Origin of the sequence: Pseudomyxococcus flavus, assembly GCF_050038885.1 — a bacterium.
Classification (GTDB): domain Bacteria; phylum Myxococcota; class Myxococcia; order Myxococcales; family Myxococcaceae; genus Myxococcus; species Myxococcus flavus.
Map to the genome: position 1 here is coordinate 9,217,422 of NZ_CP143624.1, position 19,474 is coordinate 9,236,895.

At 69.4% G+C, this 19,474-nt stretch carries 14 protein-coding genes and 1 tRNA gene; 6 read left to right on the forward strand and 9 right to left on the reverse strand.

Annotated elements, in window-relative coordinates; all coding sequences use genetic code 11:
- Window positions 1-6: 6 nt before the first annotated feature.
- From VZL07_RS38010 to VZL07_RS38020, 3 genes are all read right to left on the reverse strand, one after another.
- Window positions 7-3,894: a valine--tRNA ligase gene (locus VZL07_RS38010; RefSeq protein ID WP_426752874.1), complete on the reverse strand. Its 3,888-nt coding sequence runs from the start codon at window positions 3,892-3,894 to the stop codon at window positions 7-9.
- Window positions 3,895-3,958: 64 nt separating this feature from the next.
- Complete coding sequence (locus VZL07_RS38015) at window positions 3,959-5,218, reverse strand: response regulator (RefSeq protein WP_426752875.1); 1,260 nt, start codon at window positions 5,216-5,218, stop codon at window positions 3,959-3,961.
- 116 nt (window positions 5,219-5,334) lie between these two features.
- The gene (locus tag VZL07_RS38020) at window positions 5,335-6,150 is read right to left on the reverse strand and encodes a chemotaxis protein CheW (RefSeq protein ID WP_426752876.1); all 816 of its coding nucleotides are present in this window, start codon (window positions 6,148-6,150) and stop codon (window positions 5,335-5,337) included.
- A 50-nt stretch (window positions 6,151-6,200) separates the two neighbouring features.
- Between VZL07_RS38020 and VZL07_RS38025 the strand changes: the two genes are divergently transcribed.
- Window positions 6,201-7,574 carry a diguanylate cyclase gene (locus tag VZL07_RS38025; protein WP_426752877.1) on the forward strand — a complete coding sequence of 458 codons (1,374 nt, stop codon included), beginning with the start codon at window positions 6,201-6,203 and terminating at the stop codon, window positions 7,572-7,574.
- Window positions 7,575-7,708: 134 nt separating this feature from the next.
- On the opposite strand, the gene VZL07_RS38030 is transcribed toward VZL07_RS38025, so the two are convergent.
- A complete protein-coding gene (locus tag VZL07_RS38030) occupies window positions 7,709-8,104 on the reverse strand; it encodes a demethoxyubiquinone hydroxylase family protein (protein ID WP_426752878.1) in 396 nt (131 codons plus the stop codon).
- 149 nt (window positions 8,105-8,253) lie between these two features.
- On the opposite strand from VZL07_RS38030, the gene sinK reads away from it, so the two are divergent.
- A complete protein-coding gene (sinK, locus tag VZL07_RS38035) occupies window positions 8,254-9,771 on the forward strand; it encodes a hybrid histidine protein kinase/response regulator SinK (RefSeq protein WP_426752879.1) in 1,518 nt (505 codons plus the stop codon).
- On the forward strand, window positions 9,768-10,871 hold the full coding sequence (gene sinM / locus VZL07_RS38040; RefSeq protein ID WP_426752880.1) for a signal integration modulator SinM: 1,104 nt from the start codon (window positions 9,768-9,770) through the stop codon (window positions 10,869-10,871). Before sinK ends, sinM begins: the two co-directional genes overlap by 4 nt.
- Window positions 10,872-10,975: 104 nt before the next feature.
- Here the strand turns inward: sinM and groL are convergent, their stop codons facing one another.
- Both groL and VZL07_RS38050 read right to left on the reverse strand, forming a co-directional pair.
- Window positions 10,976-12,616: a chaperonin GroEL gene (groL, locus tag VZL07_RS38045; protein WP_426752881.1), complete on the reverse strand. Its 1,641-nt coding sequence runs from the start codon at window positions 12,614-12,616 to the stop codon at window positions 10,976-10,978.
- Between the two features lie 168 nt (window positions 12,617-12,784).
- Entirely contained in the window at window positions 12,785-13,141 is a 357-nt protein-coding gene (locus VZL07_RS38050; RefSeq protein WP_426752882.1) for a response regulator, read from the reverse strand.
- A gap of 92 nt (window positions 13,142-13,233) precedes the next feature.
- On the opposite strand from VZL07_RS38050, the gene VZL07_RS38055 reads away from it, so the two are divergent.
- Window positions 13,234-14,304, forward strand: coding sequence for a metallopeptidase family protein (locus VZL07_RS38055; protein ID WP_426752883.1), 1,071 nt, complete (start codon window positions 13,234-13,236; stop codon window positions 14,302-14,304).
- Here VZL07_RS38055 and VZL07_RS38060 read toward each other — a convergent pair.
- Entirely contained in the window at window positions 14,258-15,235 is a 978-nt protein-coding gene (locus tag VZL07_RS38060) for an NAD-dependent epimerase/dehydratase family protein (RefSeq protein WP_426752885.1), read from the reverse strand. The genes VZL07_RS38055 and VZL07_RS38060 overlap by 47 nt on opposite strands.
- 104 nt (window positions 15,236-15,339) lie before the next feature.
- Here VZL07_RS38060 and VZL07_RS38065 point away from each other — a divergent pair, with 104 nt between their 5' ends.
- Window positions 15,340-15,981: a TetR/AcrR family transcriptional regulator gene (locus VZL07_RS38065; RefSeq protein WP_426757460.1), complete on the forward strand. Its 642-nt coding sequence runs from the start codon at window positions 15,340-15,342 to the stop codon at window positions 15,979-15,981.
- Window positions 15,982-16,033: 52 nt separating this feature from the next.
- A tRNA-Sec gene (locus VZL07_RS38070) sits at window positions 16,034-16,132 on the forward strand.
- A gap of 246 nt (window positions 16,133-16,378) precedes the next feature.
- On the opposite strand, the gene VZL07_RS38075 is transcribed toward VZL07_RS38070, so the two are convergent.
- Together VZL07_RS38075 and VZL07_RS38080 are read right to left on the reverse strand one after the other, a co-directional pair.
- Window positions 16,379-17,290 (reverse strand): DUF2381 family protein, encoded by a 912-nt coding sequence (locus VZL07_RS38075; protein ID WP_426752886.1) that lies wholly within the window; start codon window positions 17,288-17,290, stop codon window positions 16,379-16,381.
- A gap of 41 nt (window positions 17,291-17,331) precedes the next feature.
- On the reverse strand, window positions 17,332-19,368 hold the full coding sequence (locus VZL07_RS38080; RefSeq protein WP_426752887.1) for a serine/threonine-protein kinase: 2,037 nt from the start codon (window positions 19,366-19,368) through the stop codon (window positions 17,332-17,334).
- Window positions 19,369-19,474: the final 106 nt, after the last annotated feature.

Genomic DNA, 19,474 nt, shown 5'->3' on the forward strand with positions numbered 1-19,474 from the left:
CTCCTGCTACCGCCGGGTCTTTGCCCGCGCCTTGGGCTTCGCCCGGGTGGCCTTCTTCGCCGCCGCCTTCTTGGCCGGCGCCTTCTTCGCGGGAGCCTTCCGGCCCGCCGCCTTCTTCACCGCCGTCTTCCGGGCGGCAGCAGCGCTCTTCTTCGCGGCCCCCTTCTTCGCGGTGGCCTTCTTCACAGCGGTCTTGGCCGGAGCCTTCTTCGCCGCGGCCTTCTTGGCGACAGCCTTCTTGGCCGGGGCTTTCTTCGCCGCGGCCTTCTTCGCAGCAGCCTTCTTGGCCGGAGCCTTCTTCGCCGCGGTCTTGCCGGCGGCCTTCTTGGCCGGAGCCTGTGCCTTCTTCGCGGCGGCCGGCTTCTTCGCCGGAGCCTTCTTGGCCGGAGCCTTCTTTGCGGGCCGCGCCTTCGCGGGGGCCTCGGGCTCCTCGTCGGGAGCAGTCGCCGTCTCGGCCACCGTGTCCCTCGCAATGGACGATGCCTTCTTCACGGCGGCCAGCGCGGCCTTCACCACCGCCTTCGCGGTGGAGGCCACCGTCTGGGCGGACTCGGTCTCCTCGGTGTCCTCCGCCTCGGCGGTCTCTTCGGCCAGGCCCGGCACTTCCCGAGCGTCGCCACCGGCACGCGCCGTGTTGAACTCCCGCATCGCGTCGTCGACGAGGCCCATGCTCATATACGCAACGCCGAGGTCATGATGGTCGGCGGGGGACAAACCTTCCTTCGTCCCCGCGCGCAGCTTCTCCAGCGCATCCTGGACCTGGGGGTCGACGGCCTCGGGCACACCGCCCGCGGCCTCCAGCTCGCCCTTCAGCTCCTGCGCCAGGTCCACGCTATCGTGGGCTTCCTGGCCCACGGGCGCCTTCTCCTCGGCCGGCGCGGCGGGCGTCTCCTCTTCCTCCGTGGCCTCGGCGAGCGTCTCGTATGGAGCGCTGGCCTCGGCCGCCGGAGCACTCTCTAACGGAGCGGCGCTCTCGGTCGGGGTGCTGGGCTCGGTCGCGACTTCAGCCTCGGTCGCGACTTCAGCCTCGGTCGGGACTTCGGCCTCGGTCGGGGTGTTGCTCTCGGACGGCGGGGCTGCGGGCATGGCGGGCTCCGGGGCAATGCGCTGCAGATGGTCCTGAAGCTTGGCCTTGCGCTCCTTCAGCTCCTCGACGCGGGCGCGGTCCTTCTCGACCACGTCCGGGGGCGCCTTGGCCACGAAGTTGGGGTTGTCCAGCTTGCGCAGCACGCCGGCCATCTCCTGCTCGGCGCGGGCAATCTCCTTGCGCAGGCGCTCACGCTCCGCGTCCAGGTCGATGAGGCCCGCGAGCGGAACGTAGATTTCCAGGTTCGAGCCCACGAAGGCCGCGGCCTGCGGCGGCTTGGTGCCGGGCGCGCCAATCTCGACCTCGGACAGGCCGGCGAGCGGCATCAGGTACGCGCGCCAGCGCTCCAGCAGCTCGCGGGTGCGCGCGTCCGGGCTCTGCACCACCGCCTTCACCTTGGTGGCGGGCGACAGGTTGCTCTCGCCGCGGATGGTGCGCAGGCCTTCGATGGAGGCGATGACCGGGGCCATCTCCGCCTCGGCCGCCTCATCCACCAGGTCCGCTTCGGGCTCGGGGAACGGCGCGATCATGATGCTGTCCACCGAGCGGGACATCGGCAGCTTCTGCCAGATCTCCTCGGTGATGAACGGCATGAACGGGTGGAGCAGCCGCAGGATGCGGTCCAGCGCGTACACGAGCACCGCGCGCGTGGAGTCCTTCGCCTGCGCGTCCGTGCCGTACAGCGAGCCCTTGGCGAGCTCGATGTACCAGTCGCAGAACTCGGCCCACAGGAACTGGTACAGCGTGGAGGCGGCCTCGGCGAAGCCGTATGCCTCCAGCGAGGCGCGGGCCTCGGTGGTGGCGCGCTGGAGCCGCGAGAGAATCCACCGGTCCGCCAGCGTCAGCGGGCGCTCCTTCAGCGGGCGCTCATCCAGCGTGAACTCGCCCATGTTCATCAGGGCGAAGCGGCTGGCGTTCCACAGCTTGTTGCAGAAGGCCTTGTAGCCCGCCAGGCGGTCCATCGACAGCTTGATGTCCCGGCCCTGCTGGGTGAGCGACGCGAGCGTGAAGCGCAGCGCGTCCGCGCCGAACGCCGGCATGCCCTGCGGGAACTTGTTCTTCAGCGCCGGGGCGAGCTTGTCCACGCTGGCGCCGAGGATGACGTCCAGGGGGTCGATGACGTTCCCCTTCACCTTGGACATCTTCTCGCCCTTCTCGTCGCGCACCATCGCGTGCAGGTACACGGTGCGGAAGGGCACATCCCCCATGAAGTGCAGGCCCATCATCATCATCCGGGCGACCCAGAAGAAGATGATGTCGTGGCCCGTCTCCATCACGGACGTCGGGTAGAAGGTCTGCAGGTCCGGCGTGTTGTTCGGCCAGCCCAGCGTGGAGAAGGGCCAGAGCGCGGACGAGAACCACGTGTCCAGCACGTCCGAGTCCTGGATGAAGCTGGACCCGCCGCACTTCGGGCAGGACGTGGGCTGCTCACGCGCGACGATGGGCTCGGCTCGAGCGAAGTCGACGCCGCCCACCTTCACCGTCGCGGCATCCAGCGGCAGGTCGGTGTCGTCACCCAGGCGCGGGCTGCACGCGGTGCAGTAGTACGCGGGAATCTGGTGGCCCCACCAGAGCTGGCGGCTGACGCACCAGTCGTGGATGTTGCGCATCCAGTGGAAGTAGGTGTTCGTCCACGACTCGGGGACGAACTTCGTGCGGCCCTGCTCCACCGCCTCGATGGCCGGCTTCGCCAGCGGCTCAATCTTCACGAACCACTGCGGCGACAGGCGCGGCTCCACCACCGTGGCGCTGCGCTGGCACGTGCCAACGGACAGCTTGTGCGGCTCCTCCTTCTCCAGCAGCCCCTGCTCCTGGAGATCGGCCAGCACCTGCTTGCGCGCCTCGAAGCGATCCAGGCCGGCGTACTTGCCGGTCTCCTTCGTCATCCGTGCCGACTCGTCCAGGATGGACAGCATCGGCAGCTTGTGGCGCAGGCCCGTCTGGTAGTCGTTGAAGTCGTGCGCGGGCGTCACCTTCACCACGCCGGTGCCGAACTTCGGGTCCACCAGCTCGGCGTCCGCGATGATGGGAATCTCACGGCCGCTGAGCGGCAGGACCACGTGCTTGCCAATCAGGTCCTGGTAGCGCTCGTCCTCGGGGTGCACGGCGACGGCGGTGTCGCCCAGCATCGTCTCCGGGCGCGTGGTGGCCACGGTGAGCGTGCGGTCGGTGTCCTTGACGGGATACCGGATGTGCCAGATGGAGCCGTTCTTCTCCTCGTGCTCCACTTCCAGGTCGCTGAGCGCCGTGTGGCACGAGGGACACCAGTTGATGAGCTTCTGGGCCCGGTACATCAGGCCCTCTTCGTACAGGCGGACGAAGACCTCGCGCACCGCGGCGGAGGACTGCTCGTCCATGGTGAAGCGCTCGCGGCTCCAGTCCAGGGACGCGCCCAGGTAGCGGTGCTGCTCGCCGATACGGGCGCCGAACTTGCCCTTCCACTCCCAGACGCGCTCCAGGAACGCCTCGCGCCCCAAATCGTGGCGGCTCTTGCCCTCCGACTTCTTCAGCTCCCGCTCCACCACCATCTGCGTGGCGATGCCGGCGTGGTCGGTGCCGGGGAGCCACAGGGCATTGAAGCCGCTCATCCGCTTCCAGCGGGTGAGGATGTCCTGGATGGTGGCCGTCAGCGCGTGACCGATGTGCAGGCTGCCCGTGACGTTGGGCGGCGGCAGCACGATGGAGAACGGCGGCTTGTCGGACGGGGCCTCGGCGCGGAAGTAGTTGCGCTCCAGCCAGAACGCGTAGCGACGGGCCTCGACCTCGGTGGGCTCGTAGGCCTTCGAAAGTTCAGTGGTATCGGTCATTGAAAACGGCCGGCCCCGGAGACCGGGGCCGGCGGAAGGTCAGAAGGTTACGGCGCCAGGCGCCTCAGTGCTGGGTCTCTCGGTCCTTGATGAGCCGCTCGAGCTCCTCGCGGATGATGGTCTCCGCCAGCTGCGGCACCACCTCCCAGGCAATCTTCTCGATGACCTCGCGGGAAGCCTTCGAAAGCGCTTCGCGCAGCAGGGCCTCGCCTCCGTCCGCGGCGGGCGCGGGAGCGCTCGCCGGCCTGGCCGCGACAGGCGCGGGGGTGGCGATGTCGAGGGAGATCTCCTCCGCCTCGCCCTGGTCGGGCAGCGAGTCCTCGATGCTGATGGCCGGCTGAGCGGCAGCGGGCGCACCGAGGCCGAACGGGTCACGGCCGCGCGCGGCGGGCGCGGGCGCCGCCCCGGGAGGAGGCTGCGGCGCCCCTGCCGGCGGACGCGGCAAGCCGCCCGGCGCGGGGCCTCCCGGCGGAGGCGGCACACCCGGACGCGCGACAGCGCCCGGCCCCGGCGGCATGCCCGGACGCGGCGGCACGCCCGGCGCGGAGCCTCCCGGCGGAGGCGGCACGCCCGGACGCGCACCCGGCGGCATCCCGGGCCCCGGTGGACGCGCACCCGGCGGCATCCCCGGCCCCGGTGGACGCGCCATGCCCGGCCCCGGCGGCATCCCGGGCCCCGGAGGACGCGCACCCGGTGGCATCCCCGGCCCCGGAGGACGCGCCATGCCCGGCGGCATCCCGGGCCCCGGAGGACGCGGCGCGCCCGGAGCGCCCGGCGGCGGCATGCCCGGCCCCGGGGGACGCGGCATGCCCGGCCCCGGAGGGACGCCCGGACGCGCACCCGGCGGCGGCGCGGCGCGAGGCCCAGGCTGGGGCGCGGCGGCGGCAGGCGCGGGAGCGGGCTGCGCCGCGGCGGGACGTACCTGCGTGGCGGCGGAGGCCGGCATCGTGTTCGACTTCTGGCCGACCAGGGCCTTCACCTTGTCGAGCAGCACCTGGCTCTCGAAGGGCTTGGTGACGTGGTCGTCCGCGCGGGCGGCGCGGGCGCGGTTCTCGTCGAAGGCCTCGAAGGTGCCGGCCAGCAGCATCACCGGGATGCCCTGGGTGGCCGGGTCGTTCTTCAGGGCCTCGCAGACCTCATAGCCGCTCTTGCCCGGCATCATGACGTCCGCGAGCACGACGTCCGGACGCAGCTCGCGGGTGCGGGAGATGGCGTCCAGCCCGTTGTCCACCGCGGTCACCTGAAAGTCCTCGGTCGCGAAGATCATCCCGATCACCTTGCGGATGGTGAGCGAGTCATCGGCGACCAGCAGATTCTTGGGCATCGGTTCGGGCCTCGGGGAGCATCCACTCCCCTGAATTCGTTGGTGTTTCCCGCCACGAGGGTTGGATCGCGGCAGTCTGACAAGCCGGGCAGCTTACGAGTTGCGCTCCGGGACGATCAAGAAAACATGCGTTGCAGATCCAGGAACGATACGGGCTCGGTCAACCCAGGAGCGCGGAAGCTGCCCGCGGTGTCGTCCGGCTCGAAACGTTGCAGGACGCCGAGCACCCGCGTGGCCGTCAGCCCCACGTTCCGGCCCGCCAGCTCGGTCAGGACGATGAAGGCCTCCGGCAAGGACGCCTCCCCGAGCAGCGCGGGCACGGAGCAGACAGGCCACAGCACCTGGTCATGCGGAAAGATACCGGCCACGGGCCCGCTCTGCACGGGCAGGACGCTGAAGGCCTCGCCCCGGGCGATGACCTGCGACACCAGGCCCAGCGGAACCCCGAACAGCCGCCCCTGGGACTCGAACACGAGCGCCCGGTCCGGCGCCGTCTCCGCCCAGTGCACGGGCCGGCTGGAAACCGACGCCGCCATCGAACCCACCCGGTGTGGCAGCGCCTCCGCGATGAGCTCCAGGTAGAGCCGGGACTTGTGCAGCACCGCGCCCCGGCTCAGGGGCGCCAGCGAATCCGCCAGCCCCGGCGGCAGCAGGAAGAAGGGCGCGCGGGCCACGTCCGCGACCTCGACCACGGAGCGCACGCGCACCGCCAGCGTGGGACTCACGTCGAGCACCACCACCATCCCCGGCCCTTCCTCCGGAGGCCCGCCCAGCAGCGCGGACAGGTCCTTCACCTCCAGCACGCCGCGCAGGCTGCTGCCATTAGCGCCCGGCATCGCTACTTCCATGACAGACGTTGCTTCCACGGCGTAGCGGGTTTCTCCGGCCTCTACGAGAAGGCAGAGCCGACGGCCGCTTTCGAAGGGGGACACGGGGGGCGACCCTAGCAGCGTTCCACCGGTTGGTGCTAAGCCGATAGGAGATGGCGCGAATCCTCCTCGTCGACGACGAAAAGGTCGCCCGCACGCTGTACGGCGACTACCTCACCGCGGTGGGACACGCCGTCACGGCGGTGGGCACTCTCCAGGAAGCCAAGGGAGCGCTCGCGGGTGATCGCTTCGACGCGGTGGTGACGGACCTCATCCTCCCCGGTGGCGACGGCATGGAGGTCCTCCGGTACGTGCGGGAGCGACACCCCGGCGTGGAAGTGGTGGTCATCACCGGGCTGGAGAAGGTGGCCCCCGCGGTCCGCGCCATCAAGAGCGGCGCGGCGGAGTACCTCGTCAAGCCGGTGGCCCCCGAGGCCCTCCAGCACGCCGTGCGCCGGGCCCTGACCACGCGCGACCTGATGCAGGAGAACGCGTCCCTGCGCCGGCACGTGGCCATGCTGGAGGCCGGCCAGCGCATCGCCACCACCATGGACCGCGAGAAGCTGGCCACCGCCACCACCAGCGCGCTGCAGTCCATGGCCTCCGCCAGCGCCGTGGTGCTGCTGGAGCGCGACGCCGCGTTCGCGTTGCGCCGCCACGGCACGAGCGGCCTGTCCACCGCCATGGAGGAGCCGCTCATCGCCACGCTCATCGAGCGCCTCGCGGACGCCCGTGCCCCCCGCGAGCTCGAAGGCCTGGACGCCCCCTTCCCTCGCGCCGTGTCATTCCCCGCCCTGGAGGGAGACACGGTGCTGGGCCACGCGGTGCTCTTCTTCGGCGGGCCCGCCGCGGAGTGGACGGGCGAGACGGCCAGCTTCCTGGTGCGCAACTGGGCGCTCGCCCTGCGCAACCTCGGGCGCTTCGCGGCGGTGGAGGACCTGGCGTACGTCGACGACCTCACCCGCCTGTTCAACACCCGATACCTCCACCTGGTGGTGGACCGAGAGGTCCAGGACGCGCTCCAGTCGCACCGCACCTTCAGCCTGCTGTTCCTGGACCTGGACCACTTCAAGTCCATCAACGACACCCATGGCCACCTCGTGGGCTCCAAGGTGCTGGTGGAGGCGGCGCGCGTGGTGAAGGGCTGCGTGAGAGACCACGACGTCGTCGCCCGCTACGGCGGAGACGAATACGTGGTGGTGCTGCGCAACACCGACTCCGGTGGCGCGCTCAAGGTGGCCGAGCGCATCCGCCGCACCATGGAGACGCACAACTTCCTGGCGCGCGAAGGCCTGTCGCTCAAGCTCACCACGTGCATCGGCGTGGCCAGCTTCCCCGAGCACGCCCAGGACAAGGCCACGCTGCTGGACCTGTCGGACCGGGCCATGTACCGCGGCAAGCGCGGCTCGAGGAACGTCATCTACATGGCCGCGAAGGACCTGGAGGCGCCTCCCGCCGAGCGTCGGCAGGCCAACAGCGCGTCCTGAGCGGATGGGCGGTGCGGCGCCCGGGGCCAGCGCCCGCTGAGCGGCGCGTCCAGCGGTGGTAGGCGCCGCGCCTTGCCCAATTGGGCCCGAGTGGGCGCCCCCGTCGGAGGTCGCCCGGCGTTCAGGCTGCTTCGCTACCGCCGAAGGCTGCCCACGGTGAGGCGCTTCTGCGGGGTGAGCTCCTCGGCTGCTGCGGGCTCGGCGCCCTCCTTGCCCACGGCTTCGACGGCCTCGTGGGACGCGCCGGAGGTGATGAGCCGGTACTTCTCCACGGCCTCCTTCGCGTGCGCGGCCTGCTCCGGATCCAGCCGGGCGATGAGCTCCCAGAACAGGGCCGCGTGCTCGCGCTCCTCGTCCATGACGTGCCGGAGGATGGCCTTCGCGTCCTCATTGTCCGTGGCGTCGATATGCGCGGCGTAGAGGTTGATGGCATCCAGCTCCGCCTCGATGTTGAGGCGGATGGAGCGGGCCAGCTCGGTGTCCGTCATCTTCCGGGGAACCAGCGAGTGGAACGGGTTGGTCTGCGGCATGAAGGCCCTCCCGAGGCCGGTGGCGCCGTCCGGTTTTTCCGGACCATGTGATGAGAACGCCGGTCAGCATCCGCGCCGCGAGGGTCCCGGTCAACGGATTCCCTCTGGGTGCGTTGCGTACAAGCGGTTGCCTCCGCCATGCTCGTCACATGGAAATACCCGCGCCGCTTGCCCAGCTGCTCCAGGCCGTGGAGGCAGGGGACCTGACGGCCGCGCGAACAGCGGCGGCGGCCTTGCAACGTGCGGGTGCCCACTCCTCACAACTGGCGGCGGAGGTGCTTCACGAGCTCCGGCAGCCCCTGCTCGGCGTGAAGGCCTACGCCCAGCTCCTGGCGGAAGACGGCGCCGCCCCGGGCCCCCTGCGCTTGCTGCTGGCCCAGGTGGAGCGGATGGAGCAGATCGTCTCCGACTACATCCGCCTGTCGAGCGAGCGCCCGGCCTCCCAGCAGCGCCTCTCCCTGGCGGCCCCCATCTGGGCGGCGGCGAAGCACTTCAGCGTCAACCCGGACTCCGCTCGCATCTCCCTCGAGGTGGAGGCCCCCGAGGACATCACCATCCAGGGCAACGCGCGGCTCATCGAGCAGCTCACCCTGAACCTGCTCAACAACGCCCGCGACGCCATGTCGGGGCGCGGCCGGGTGAAGGTGGTGCTCACGATGGAGGGCGCCTCCCCTGCCCTCTACGTGGCGGACTGGGGCCCGGGCATCCCCGAGGAGCTGCGCGCCCGCATCTTCGAGCCCTACGTCACCGCCAACAAGCGAGGCACCGGCCTGGGCCTGTCCGTGTGCCAGCGCATCGCCCGCGAGCACCACGCGCGCATCGAGCTGGCCCCGCCCTCCGTCCTGCGCGACGTGCCGCCGCCGGCCACCGTGTTCCGGGTGCTCTTCCCCGCCACGGACGCCGCGCCCGCGAAGAAGCAGCGCCTGCTGGTGGTGGATGACGAGATCATCATCCGCATGGTCTTCCGGGACCTGATGAGCAAGGAGTGCGAGGTCATCGAAGCGGCCAGCGGCGAGGAAGCGCTGGACCTGCTGCACCAGGCGCCGGTGGACCTCATCGTCACCGACAAGAACCTGCCCGGCATGTCCGGCCTGGAGCTGGCGCAGCAGGCGCGGCGGCTGCACGCGGACTCGCGCGTCATCCTGATGACGGGCTACCCCTCGCTGGTGACGACGCAGCAGGCGCTGGAGCTGGGCGTGGTGGACTACCTGCTCAAGCCCTTCGACGACATCCGCGAGGTGCGCGCGCTGCTGCGCTCCACGCTCGCCCACAAGCCTGTCCCCGCCCCGCCGGTGACCGACCCCGCGATGCGGCGCGTGGACGTGCTGGAGGACAACCCGACGACGGCGGCGCAGATTGCCAGCGCCCTGGCCCTGGTGGGCCTGGAGGCGCGCATCCTCGACTCCACGGAGCTGGCCGCGCTGGAGCCTCCCGTCGGCGTGGTGGTGAGCTGGGACTTCGCACCGGCCTACGGGCGCAAGGCGCTGGAGCTGGGCAAGGCGCTGGGCCAGGGCGCGCCCTTCGTCGTGCTGGCCGAGCACCTGACGATGGAGACGGCGATAGAGTCCCTCCGAGCAGGCGCCGCCGCGTGCCTGCCCAAGCTGATGTCCGACGCCACGGCGCTCAGCCGGGAGCTGAACCGCGCCTTCAAACGAGAGACACCATGAGACTCGCGCTCCTGTCCGTCCTGTTGCTCGGCGTGGCCTGCTCCTCGGACAAGCCCTCCGAGCCGGGCGGACCGGACGCGGGCGTCGGCGCGGACGCGGGGACCGGAGGCGACGCGGGCCCCGGTGACGACGACGCGGGCACAGGAGACGCGGGCTGCGAGCCGCTGGCGCCGGGCCCGGGCACCGTGCTGCTCAGCGGGCTGAACACGCCGCGCAGGCTCGCGGCGGACGCGACGGACCTCTACATCTCCGAGTCGCACTCGCTGAATCCCCAGCAACCCCAGCCCGGCCCCGGACGGCTGCTCCGGCTGCCGCGCGGCGGGGGTGAGGCGGTGCCGGTGGCCACTGGCTTCCGGGCCCCGGACGCCATCGCCGTGGGTGCCGAGTCCCTCTACGTGCTCGACCTGGACGGGCTGTGGCGCGTGGACAAGGCCACGGGCGTGAAGGACGAGCGGCCGCTCGATGCCACGCTGAACAACGTCACCATCGGCGGCACGGAGGTCCTCCCCGCGAGCGTGGGCGGCCGGGACGTGCTGGTCATCGCGACGGCCCACCGCCGGCTGGTGCGCGTGGACGCCGGCGGAGGCAACCGCCGCGAGCTCTTCTCCGGCACCGGGGACGCGCAGGTCCGTGGCGCTCGCGTCGTCGGCCAGGACGTCTGGTTCCTGGTCGCCGCGGGCGAAAGCCCTGGCCTCTACAGCGTGCCGCTGGACGGCAGCGCCCCGGCGACCTTGCGCGACGGCAGCATCACCGCGGGCACCTCGCTGGAGGTGACGCCCACGCACTTCCTCGTCACCGAGGGCGGCGGCGGCAACGGCCGCGTGCTGCGCCTGCCGCGCGAGGGCGGTGAAGCCGAGGTCGTGGCCTCGGGCCTCCAGGGCCCGGCCTTCCCCGTGGAGTTGAAGGGGACGCTCTACTTCAAGGACGTCAGCACCGGCGGCACCGACTTCCTGCGGCGCGTGAGCACCTGCACGGCGGGCGCCGTCGAACCCGTGGGCCCGGAAGGCGTGGGCCCGGGCGGCCTGCTGGTGGACGGAGACACCCTGCTCTACACCTCGCAGGAGAGCGGCACCGGCGGCGTCGTGGGCCGCGTGCCCTGAAACGACAACGGCCCCGGCGCCTCGCGAAGAGGCATCCGGGGCCGCTCGACTGCCGAGCCTGGATGGCCCGGGCCCTCAGCGGGGCCCGAGCCCTCCGGAGTGGCTCAGTAGTCCATGTCGTCGCCGCCGTAGTCCGGCATGCCGGCGCCAGCGCCAGCCTTGGCCTTGCCCTTCGGACGCTCGGCGACCATGGCCTCGGTGGTCAGCAGCAGCGAGGCGACGGAGGCGGCGTTCTGCAGCGCGGTGCGCTCGACCTTGGTCGGGTCGATGACGCCGGCCTTCTCCAGGTCCTCGTAGGTCTCCGTGCGGGCGTTGTAGCCGAACGCGCCCTGGCCCTCGCGGACCTTGTTGATGACCACGGCGCCCTCGACGCCGGCGTTGCTGGCGATCTTCCGCAGCGGCTCCTGGAGCGCGCGGCGGATGATGTCCACGCCGAAGTTCTGCTCACCGCCCAGCTGCAGCTTCTCCAGCGCGGGCAGCGCGCGGAGGTAGGCCACGCCGCCGCCAGGGACGATGCCCTCCTCGACGGCCGCGCGGGTCGCGTGCAGCGCGTCCTCGACGCGGGCCTTCTTCTCCTTCATCTCCGTCTCGGTGGCCGCGCCGACGTTGATGACGGCCACGCCGCCCACCAGCTTCGCCAGACGCTCCTGGAGCTTCTCGCGGTCGTAGTCGCTGGTGACCGTCTCGATCTGGCCACGGATGAGCTTGATGCGGCCCTCGATGGCCGCCTTGGTGCCCACGCCGTCGACGATGGTGGTGTTGTCCTTGTCCACCGTGGCGCGCTTGGAGCGGCCCAGGTCGTTCAGCGTCAGGGTCTCGAACTTGTGACCCAGGTCCTCGCTGACCACCGTGCCGCCGGTGAGGACGGCGATGTCCTGCAGCATCTCCTTGCGGCGGTCACCGAAGCCCGGGGCCTTCACCGCGCACACGTTCAGCACGCCGCGGATCTTGTTGACCACCAGGGTGGCCAGGGCCTCGCCCTCGATGTCGTCGGCGATGATGAGCAGCGGCTTGCCGGAGCGGGCCACCTGCTCGAGCAGCGGAATCATGTCCTGCATCGACGAGACCTTCTTCTCGCTGATGAGGATGTAGGGGTCGTCCAGGACGGCCTCCATCCGCTCGCGGTTGGTCACGAAGTACGGGGACACGTAGCCGCGGTCGAACTGCATACCCTCGACCACGTCGAGCGTCGTCTCGAGGCCCTTCGCCTCCTCGACGGTGATGACGCCCTCCTTGCCCACCTTCTCCATCGCGTCCGCGATGATGGCGCCGATGGTCTCATCACCGTTGGCGGAGATGGTGCCCACCTGGGTGATGGCCTTCTTGTCGGCGGTCGGCTTGGACAGGCTCTTCAGCTCGCCCACCACGACCTCGACGGCCTTGTCGATGCCGCGCTTGAGCTCCATGGGGCTGTGGCCGGCGGCCACCAGCTTGAGGCCCTCCTCATAGATGGCGCGCGCCAGCACCGTGGCGGTGGTGGTGCCGTCACCGGCCTTGTCGGAGGTCTTGGACGCGACCTCCTTCACCATCTGCGCGCCCATGTTCTCGAACTTGTTCTCGAGGTCGATCTCCTTGGCGACGGTGACGCCGTCCTTGGTGATCGTGGGGGAGCCGAAGCTCTTCTCGATGACCACGTTCCGGCCCTTGGGACCGAGGGTCACCGCGACCGCGTCCGACAGGATGCGGACGCCGCGCAGGATGGCCTCACGCGCGGACTGATGGAAGAAAATCTCCTTCGCTGTCATCGCAACCTCCTGATTTTACTTGGGGATTTTACTGGTACGACACGGGCCGTTAGCACTCGGCCATGGCGAGCGCCAACATAAGGGCCGCCCAAACGATGTCAACCAGGAAGGGTGGGCGTGTAGGCGAGCGGACGGCCTCGGGCACCCTTCCGGGCAGGCCCGCGTGGGCTACTCCGCGAAGCGCACCAGGGTGAGGAGTTGCCCCATGTCCAGGGGCTTGTGGAGCGTCAGGGCCACGCCCTTGCGCAGGCCCCGGTCCGTCACCGAGCCGTCCTCGCTGCCCGTCATCAGCAGCACCGGGACGTTCTGGAAGCGGGGGTCCGCCTTCAGCATCTCCGTGAACTGGATGCCGTCCATATGGGGCATCACGTAGTCGGTGATGACCATGCTGACCTGGTTGCGCTCCAGCACGTCGAGCGCCTGCAGCGCGTCCGCCGCCGAGTAGACCGTGAACCCATGCATCTCCAAGAAGCGAGAGAGCATCGTGCAGAGTTCGAGATCGTCGTCGACGACAAGGATGTTCACGGGACCGAGCGCCGCACCAGGACGGGCGCTGGAACGTAACAGCCGTACGCGGCGTTGACAACGAAGTGCACGGCTTCATATGTCGCGGGCCCATGGGGACGCGGACGTCGAAGCGAATGGGGGTGGGCGGGATGGAGGCGCTGGACGCGGCAGCAGAGGCCTTCGAGACGGGCGACTTCGAAGCGGCCCTGGCCGCCGCCGACCGCCTCCTGGCGCAATCCCCCGACCTGCTGGACGCCCTGTCCCTGCGCGCCGCGGCCCTGGTGGAGCTGGGGCGCCTGGAGGAAGCCGGCCGGGCCTTCGGCGCCGCGCTGAAGGTGTCCCCGGACGACCTGGAGGTGCTCCTGGGCGCCGCGGACTGCCTCATCTGCCGGGCGGGCGAGGACCGCGAGGCCGTGGAGGAGGGCCTGGGCCTGTGCACGCGCGGCAAGCGCCTGTCCCAGAAGGCCGACGATGTGGAGATGCTCTACGAATTCCTCCTCCTGGAGGGCATGGGCCTGAACCAGGTGGGCGAGTGCCGGGCGGCCCTGGCGAGCCTGGACGCGGCGCTCGGGCACATGCCGCGCTCGGTGGACGCGCAGCTCGAGCGGGGCATCGCCCTCTTCGAGCTGTGCCGCTTCGACGAGGCGAAGGCCGCCTTCGACAAGGTGCTGAAGGACGCCCCCGACGAGGCGTGGGCCCACCAGTACCTGGGGCTGATGGCGGAGCGGCGTGGCGACGAGAAGGAGGCCCAGCGCCGCTTCGCGAAGGCCCAGGCCCTGGTGCCGGCGGAGTTCTTCCCGCCGGTGGAGCTGGGCGAGGCCGAGTTCGACCGCGCGGTGGAGGCCGCGGTGCAGTCCCTGCCCCGCCACGCGAAGCAGTACCTGGACAACGTCACCATCGCGGTGGAGGACCTGCCCGCGGACGATGACCTGCTGGGTGAGGACCCTCCGCTGTCACCGAGCATCCTCGGCGTGTTCCGCGGCCTGCCGGTGGGCGCGCGCAGCGTGACGAACGCGTTCGACCACGTCCCCGCCTCCATCGTGCTCTACCAGAAGAACCTGGAGCGCTTCGCGCGCACCCGCGAGGAGCTCATCGAGCAGATTGGCATCACCGTGATGCACGAGGTCGGTCACCTCATGGGACTGGATGAGGATGACCTGTGGCAACGGGGGCTGGACTGAGCGCCGCGAGCGTCTGGCGGATGCCCTCGTGGTACGGCGTCTTCCGGATGTCGCCCAGCAGCGCCCGCAGCGCCGAGTCGTCCATGATGACGGGCGTGGTGTGCAGGTAGTGCATCTCCGGCAGCTCGCGCATGAACCGGTCGAACAGGCCGATGAAGCGCACCATCCACGGCCCGAGCACCGAGTACTTCGCGGGGTAGCCGGCCTGGGCGTAGATGTCCTCGACCAGGGCCTTCTGGGTGGTGACGCCCGCGCCCCCGAGGTTCCAGAAGCGGCCGTAGGCGCCCGGCGTGTCCATGAGCGCCGTCACCACGGGGCCCACGTCCGGCACGTAGACGAACTCGTGAGGCGTGTCGATGGGTCCGATGAGCTGCGCGCGCTTGCCCTGTGACGCGGCGACGAAGGCGCGGTGGAGGAAGCTGTTCTCCACGCCCGGGCCGTAGAAGTCCGGGAGGCGGAGGATGGAGACCTTGATGGCGCCCGCCTTGTCCGCCGCGAGCAGCAGCTCTTCCTGCTCCTTGCGCATGCGGCCCTTGAAGGTCTGCGGCATGCGGGGGTGGGACTCGTTGACGACGTCCGTGCGCGGCAGGCCATAAGGGTACACGCTGGCGATGAAGACGAGGCGCTCCACGCCCTCGGCGATGGCGGCGTCGAGCGTGCGGCGCATCAGCCCGGGGTGGAGGTGGAACTGCCAGTAGGGCACGCCCACCAGGTAGACGAGCGTCTGCACGCCTCGGGCCGCGGCCCGGATGGAGGCCTCGTCCTCCGGGTTCCAGGTGACGATCTCCGCCTGGGGGTCCGCCCCGAACTCGCGCTGGAGCCCTTCCCGGGAGCGCCCCACCACCCGATAGGGCCGCCCCTGTGCCCGCAGCGCCTGCGCGACGCTGTGCCCAATGGCGCCCGAGGCTCCGAACAACGCAACCGTGCCCATGTCCTGCTCCCTTCGCTAAACAGCGGGTGATTTGTGAACACCGTTCGGTGAACACCGTTCATCTACTGCTGGCCGTTCGGATGGTCAAGGCCTACACTCGGAATATGGGGATTGCGGAGCGGAAGGAGCGACAGCGGGCGGAGCTGCGGGAGCAGATTCTGCGAGTCGCCCGGGACATCGTGGTGAGGGAGGGCTTCCCTGCCCTCTCGATGCGCAAGCTGGCGGACGCGGTGGAGTACGCGCCCGCGACGCTCTACCTCCACTTCGAGAACCGGGAGGCCATCGCGAAGGAGCTGTGCGTGCGCGGCTTCCAGGAGCTGCTGGCGGTGCTGGAGCCCGCGGCCCAGGTGGAGGACCCGCTGGAGCGCCTGCCCAGGATGGCGGAGGCCTACGTCCGCTTCGGCCTGGAGCACCCGGAGACGTACCGGCTGATCTTCATGGAGGACCCGAAGCTCTCCACCGCGCTGTTCGCGGGCAACCCGGAGGGCGCGGGCCCGAGGTCATTCGGGGTGCTGGTGCAGGTGTTCGTGGATCTGCTGGCGGCGGGGAGGCTGGAGGAAGGGACGAAGCCGGAGCCGCTCGCGGAGATGCTGTGGGCGGGGCTTCACGGCATCGTGGCGTTGAGGCTCACGTGCGCGGGGTTCCCGGGCACACCCGCGGAGGAACTGGCGCAAGTGCTGGTGTCCACGCTGGTGAAGGGCTTGCCGGGGTTGAAGGTGGAACGGGCGCAGACGAAGGCGCGGTGACGCGCCGGGCCCGTGGTTGACGGGATCCGGAGGGTCCGGCGTAATCGCAGACGGTAGGGCCTCCGGACCTGGTGGCCGGCCCGGTCTTCAAAACCGGTGAGGGGCGCCGAGAGGCGTCCCTGGCGAGTTCGATTCCCGTGCCCTACCGCCAATACTTCCGAGGGGTTACGCCCCACCCAACCCACTTGGACCGTACCTGAACTGTCCAGCTACGTCCAGGCACGTCCACGGGACTGCGTTACCGGTGCGTTACGCCAGAGCATCCGCCAGCCCCATCCGTGCCGACCAATTGCCCGAAGCGTGGAGCACTTGCCCCGGCAAACTCGACCGCCCCGGGGCGCATCTGCCCAGCGCCCTGCATGAATCCCGTAGCGATGCACGCCGGCCCCCCCATCTTTCAGGGAAAAGTGACGTTGCTGATCGTCACCGTGCGAGCACCATCGGACTCCCACAGCTTGAGCGAAAACGGGCCGCGTGAGGAGTCGGGAGAAGCCTCTGCTTCAATCACCACGCGCCCAGTTCCACCGGATGCAATGGGTGATTCCTGCCACACGCGGAGCACCTTCAAATCCGTTCCAGGGGAACGGCGAAGTGCAGCGCCTATTGCAGCCCACGGCCGCTCTCCTCTCAGATCCCTCAGGAAAACTTCGAGTGCTACACGCCCCGTCGCGCGGTAGCTATGCACTTTGAAGGGCTGTAGCGCGCTCTTCGGGTCCGAGGACACTGTCTTGGTCACGATCCGACCATCCACACCGTTCACATCGATGCCACCAATCGCGAGCAATCCCGCCAAGCCCTCCGGAGCGTCATGCTCCGACACCAAGCGCGCGATCTCTTCTTGGCACCGCAAAGTCTCGGCACGCGATTCCCTCGCTTCTTGCTGATACGACTCGACGGTCCTCTTGTTCCGATACACCTCGACGAGATTGTCCGCTCGCCCGGGATGAACCACCAACAAGAACGAAGCGCCGGTAGGCGCCGCATCGTCGCGGAATCTCACCGACACCCGGAACTTCTCACCAGGAAGGGCCTTTCCAGAAGGGACCAAACGCATCGTCGTTCGGCCCACATCGACGTTCGAAAAAGCTCCGTTCCCATCCAGGTCGACGCCTTCTCGTGCGAGTTCGGAGTCGAAAAGAAACACCGTGGAGAGACCAGGACTGACGGTAACCTCTTTTAACGCGCCGGAATCACCTGGTTCCAACTCAATGCGCCGAGAGCCGTTTCCGAGCCCCACGCCTCCCTGAGCCGCAGCCCCTCCTGCAATGAGCAAGAGCCAAAGGGAAACGATTGATGATGTTGCATGCATCCGTCCGCGACTCCCTCATGCGGCATCTCGCGCAAGCCGCATCACTCAAACTCGCTCACTGCCCTCACATCCCCTGTCGTGAAAACACGGGCCGAGGTGGAGTTGCCATCCCCCGACTCTCGTTCCAACCCCTTCACCAGGGACTCAGACAAGAGTTCCAAGCACACAGGGAAGCTCTTGCCATCACGAGTACGCGCATGGGTGAATCGACCATAGACGCGATCACTTACCGCGAGCCGTCCAGAGAAGACGGTGCCGTCGGGCATGCGCTTCCACTTACCAAGCAACAGCAATTCAGTTGGGCCATCCGTCACCGCGATGATCTGCGGCTTCCTGACCAGGAACGTCACGCCGTGGTGGTCTCCTGCCTCGATACCCCACTTCTCCATCGACTCAACGGCTCCCGCTGGGCACGGCTCTGGAGGCGGCGGCGGGCGCACCTGCGCACCTGGGCACGCCAAACCCGTGCATGCGGCCACCGCGACAATCGCCTTACTCATGATGCCCGCGCCCTTCCTTCCAGGCTTCGGTGGCGTCGGGGTCTCGGTCTTCTCCATCTTCACAGTTGTGGCCTCAGGGAGCATCGCAGGGGCAGCGACGGCCGCAGGGGTGGACTCCTTTCCGGAGGGGGGAGCTGCGGCGTGGACAGCTTGGGACGAACTCTCGGAACGCGCTACTTCCTGACGGGGCGGCATGGCATCTGCAACGGGTGACGTCCGCAAGCTCCACACCAGCACCACCGCGACGAGCACCAAGAGCACCGTCAGGCTAGCCGTGCTCCAACCTCGGGAAACCGGCGCAGGATTCGACGCCCGTGCCATAGCGGAGTTCTTCTCCTCCAGCGAGGGAGGCCGCACCTCCAGCGGAGGCGGACTCTCCATCTTCGGCCGCTTGCCGCGCCGGGGGCGGTGCAGCGGTTCGTTCAGCCATTTGTCGAGAGTGTCCCTGCCCCCCTCCGTCGTCGCGGTGTCCTCGCCGTAGCAGTCGCACAGCGGCACGTCCCACGTTGCGTCCGCTCCGTGCAGCACCTCCTCAAGAGCAGCACGCAAAGCCCCGGCACTCGGCACCCGCGCGGCTGGCGTCTTCTCCAACAGCCGCATGCACACGCCGCTAAGCGCCGAAGGCACACGCTCGTTCACCTGACGTGGAGGAAGCGCATCATTCGAGATGACGACATCCGCCAGCGTGAAATGGTCCCCCGTGAAGGGAGGCCGCGCGGTGAGGAGTTGGTAAAGAACCACGCCCAAAGCCCACAAGTCGTCCGAGGGCCCCGGCGTGTAGATGGCCCCAGGCACACGCGCGTTCTGACGGAAGAAGCTCCACGCCTCCGGAGAGCGGTACTCAGGTGTTCCGGGCGGCAGAATGTCCGCCGTGATTCCTGGCGCTCCCGCGTAATCCCCCACGCCGAAGTCCACCAGCTTGGCCACGCCATCCGCAGCGCGAACCATGACGTTGGCCTCCTTCACGTCACGGTGGAGCACCCCGGCTTCGTGTGAAGCCTCCAGCGCCCGCGCCACGTCCAGCACGACGCGCGCCACCTGCCTCGCGGAAGGATTCTCCTCGGACGTCCAGACGTCCAGCTGCCGCCCTTCCACGTACTCCATGACGATGACGCCGAACTCCGGAGACGCCACCGGCCACTTCCCGAAGCCGTGAATTCCCACCACGTTGGGGTGACTCAGCTTCAGCAGAATGGAGACTTCGCGCTCGACCCGCGCACCCACGCGCGCCAGGTCCACCAACTTCAGCGCGTAAGCCTGCCCCTCACACCGTGCGAGGTACACGGCACCGAAGCCGCCGCTGCCCAGCCGACGCTCCACCGTGTAGCCCACCACCTGGGCACCGGGCGCGAGCGCCGCGAAGGCAGGCCCACGCGGCCTCACGGCGTCCGTCTCCCAGCCTTCCGGCCCTCGCTCATTGCGTGTTCCGGGGCATGCCGAGCACCGATTCCGGGCCAAGCCGAGCAGCGATTCCGGACCAAGGTGAGCAGCCGTTCCGGGCATGCCGAGCAGCGATTCCGGGGATGCCGAGCAGGCATTCCGGGCAAGGCGAGCACCGGTTCCGGTGATGCCGAGCACCCGAGGTGAGCGGGGTGCGAGGCGGACAGGAGCGTTGACGGCGCTGGGCAGCAGCGGGCCACTCCGCCCTCCCTTTTGGAGGTGGAGATGGCGGCACAGAGGCTGT

Bases quoted from the DNA above. Each gene is read 5' to 3' on its own strand.
- VZL07_RS38010 (WP_426752874.1), bottom strand. From the start codon at position 3,894: ATGACCGATACCACTGAACTTTCGAAGGCCTACGAGCCCACCGAGGTC.
- VZL07_RS38015 (WP_426752875.1), bottom strand. From the start codon at position 5,218: ATGCCCAAGAATCTGCTGGTCGCCGATGACTCGCTCACCATCCGCAAG.
- VZL07_RS38025 (WP_426752877.1), top strand. From the start codon at position 6,201: ATGGCGCGAATCCTCCTCGTCGACGACGAAAAGGTCGCCCGCACGCTG.
- VZL07_RS38030 (WP_426752878.1), bottom strand. From the start codon at position 8,104: ATGCCGCAGACCAACCCGTTCCACTCGCTGGTTCCCCGGAAGATGACG.
- sinK (WP_426752879.1), top strand. From the start codon at position 8,254: ATGGAAATACCCGCGCCGCTTGCCCAGCTGCTCCAGGCCGTGGAGGCA.
- sinM (WP_426752880.1), top strand. From the start codon at position 9,768: ATGAGACTCGCGCTCCTGTCCGTCCTGTTGCTCGGCGTGGCCTGCTCC.
- groL (WP_426752881.1), bottom strand. From the start codon at position 12,616: ATGACAGCGAAGGAGATTTTCTTCCATCAGTCCGCGCGTGAGGCCATC.
- VZL07_RS38055 (WP_426752883.1), top strand. From the start codon at position 13,234: ATGGGGACGCGGACGTCGAAGCGAATGGGGGTGGGCGGGATGGAGGCG.
- VZL07_RS38060 (WP_426752885.1), bottom strand. From the start codon at position 15,235: ATGGGCACGGTTGCGTTGTTCGGAGCCTCGGGCGCCATTGGGCACAGC.
- VZL07_RS38065 (WP_426757460.1), top strand. From the start codon at position 15,340: ATGGGGATTGCGGAGCGGAAGGAGCGACAGCGGGCGGAGCTGCGGGAG.
- VZL07_RS38075 (WP_426752886.1), bottom strand. From the start codon at position 17,290: ATGCATGCAACATCATCAATCGTTTCCCTTTGGCTCTTGCTCATTGCA.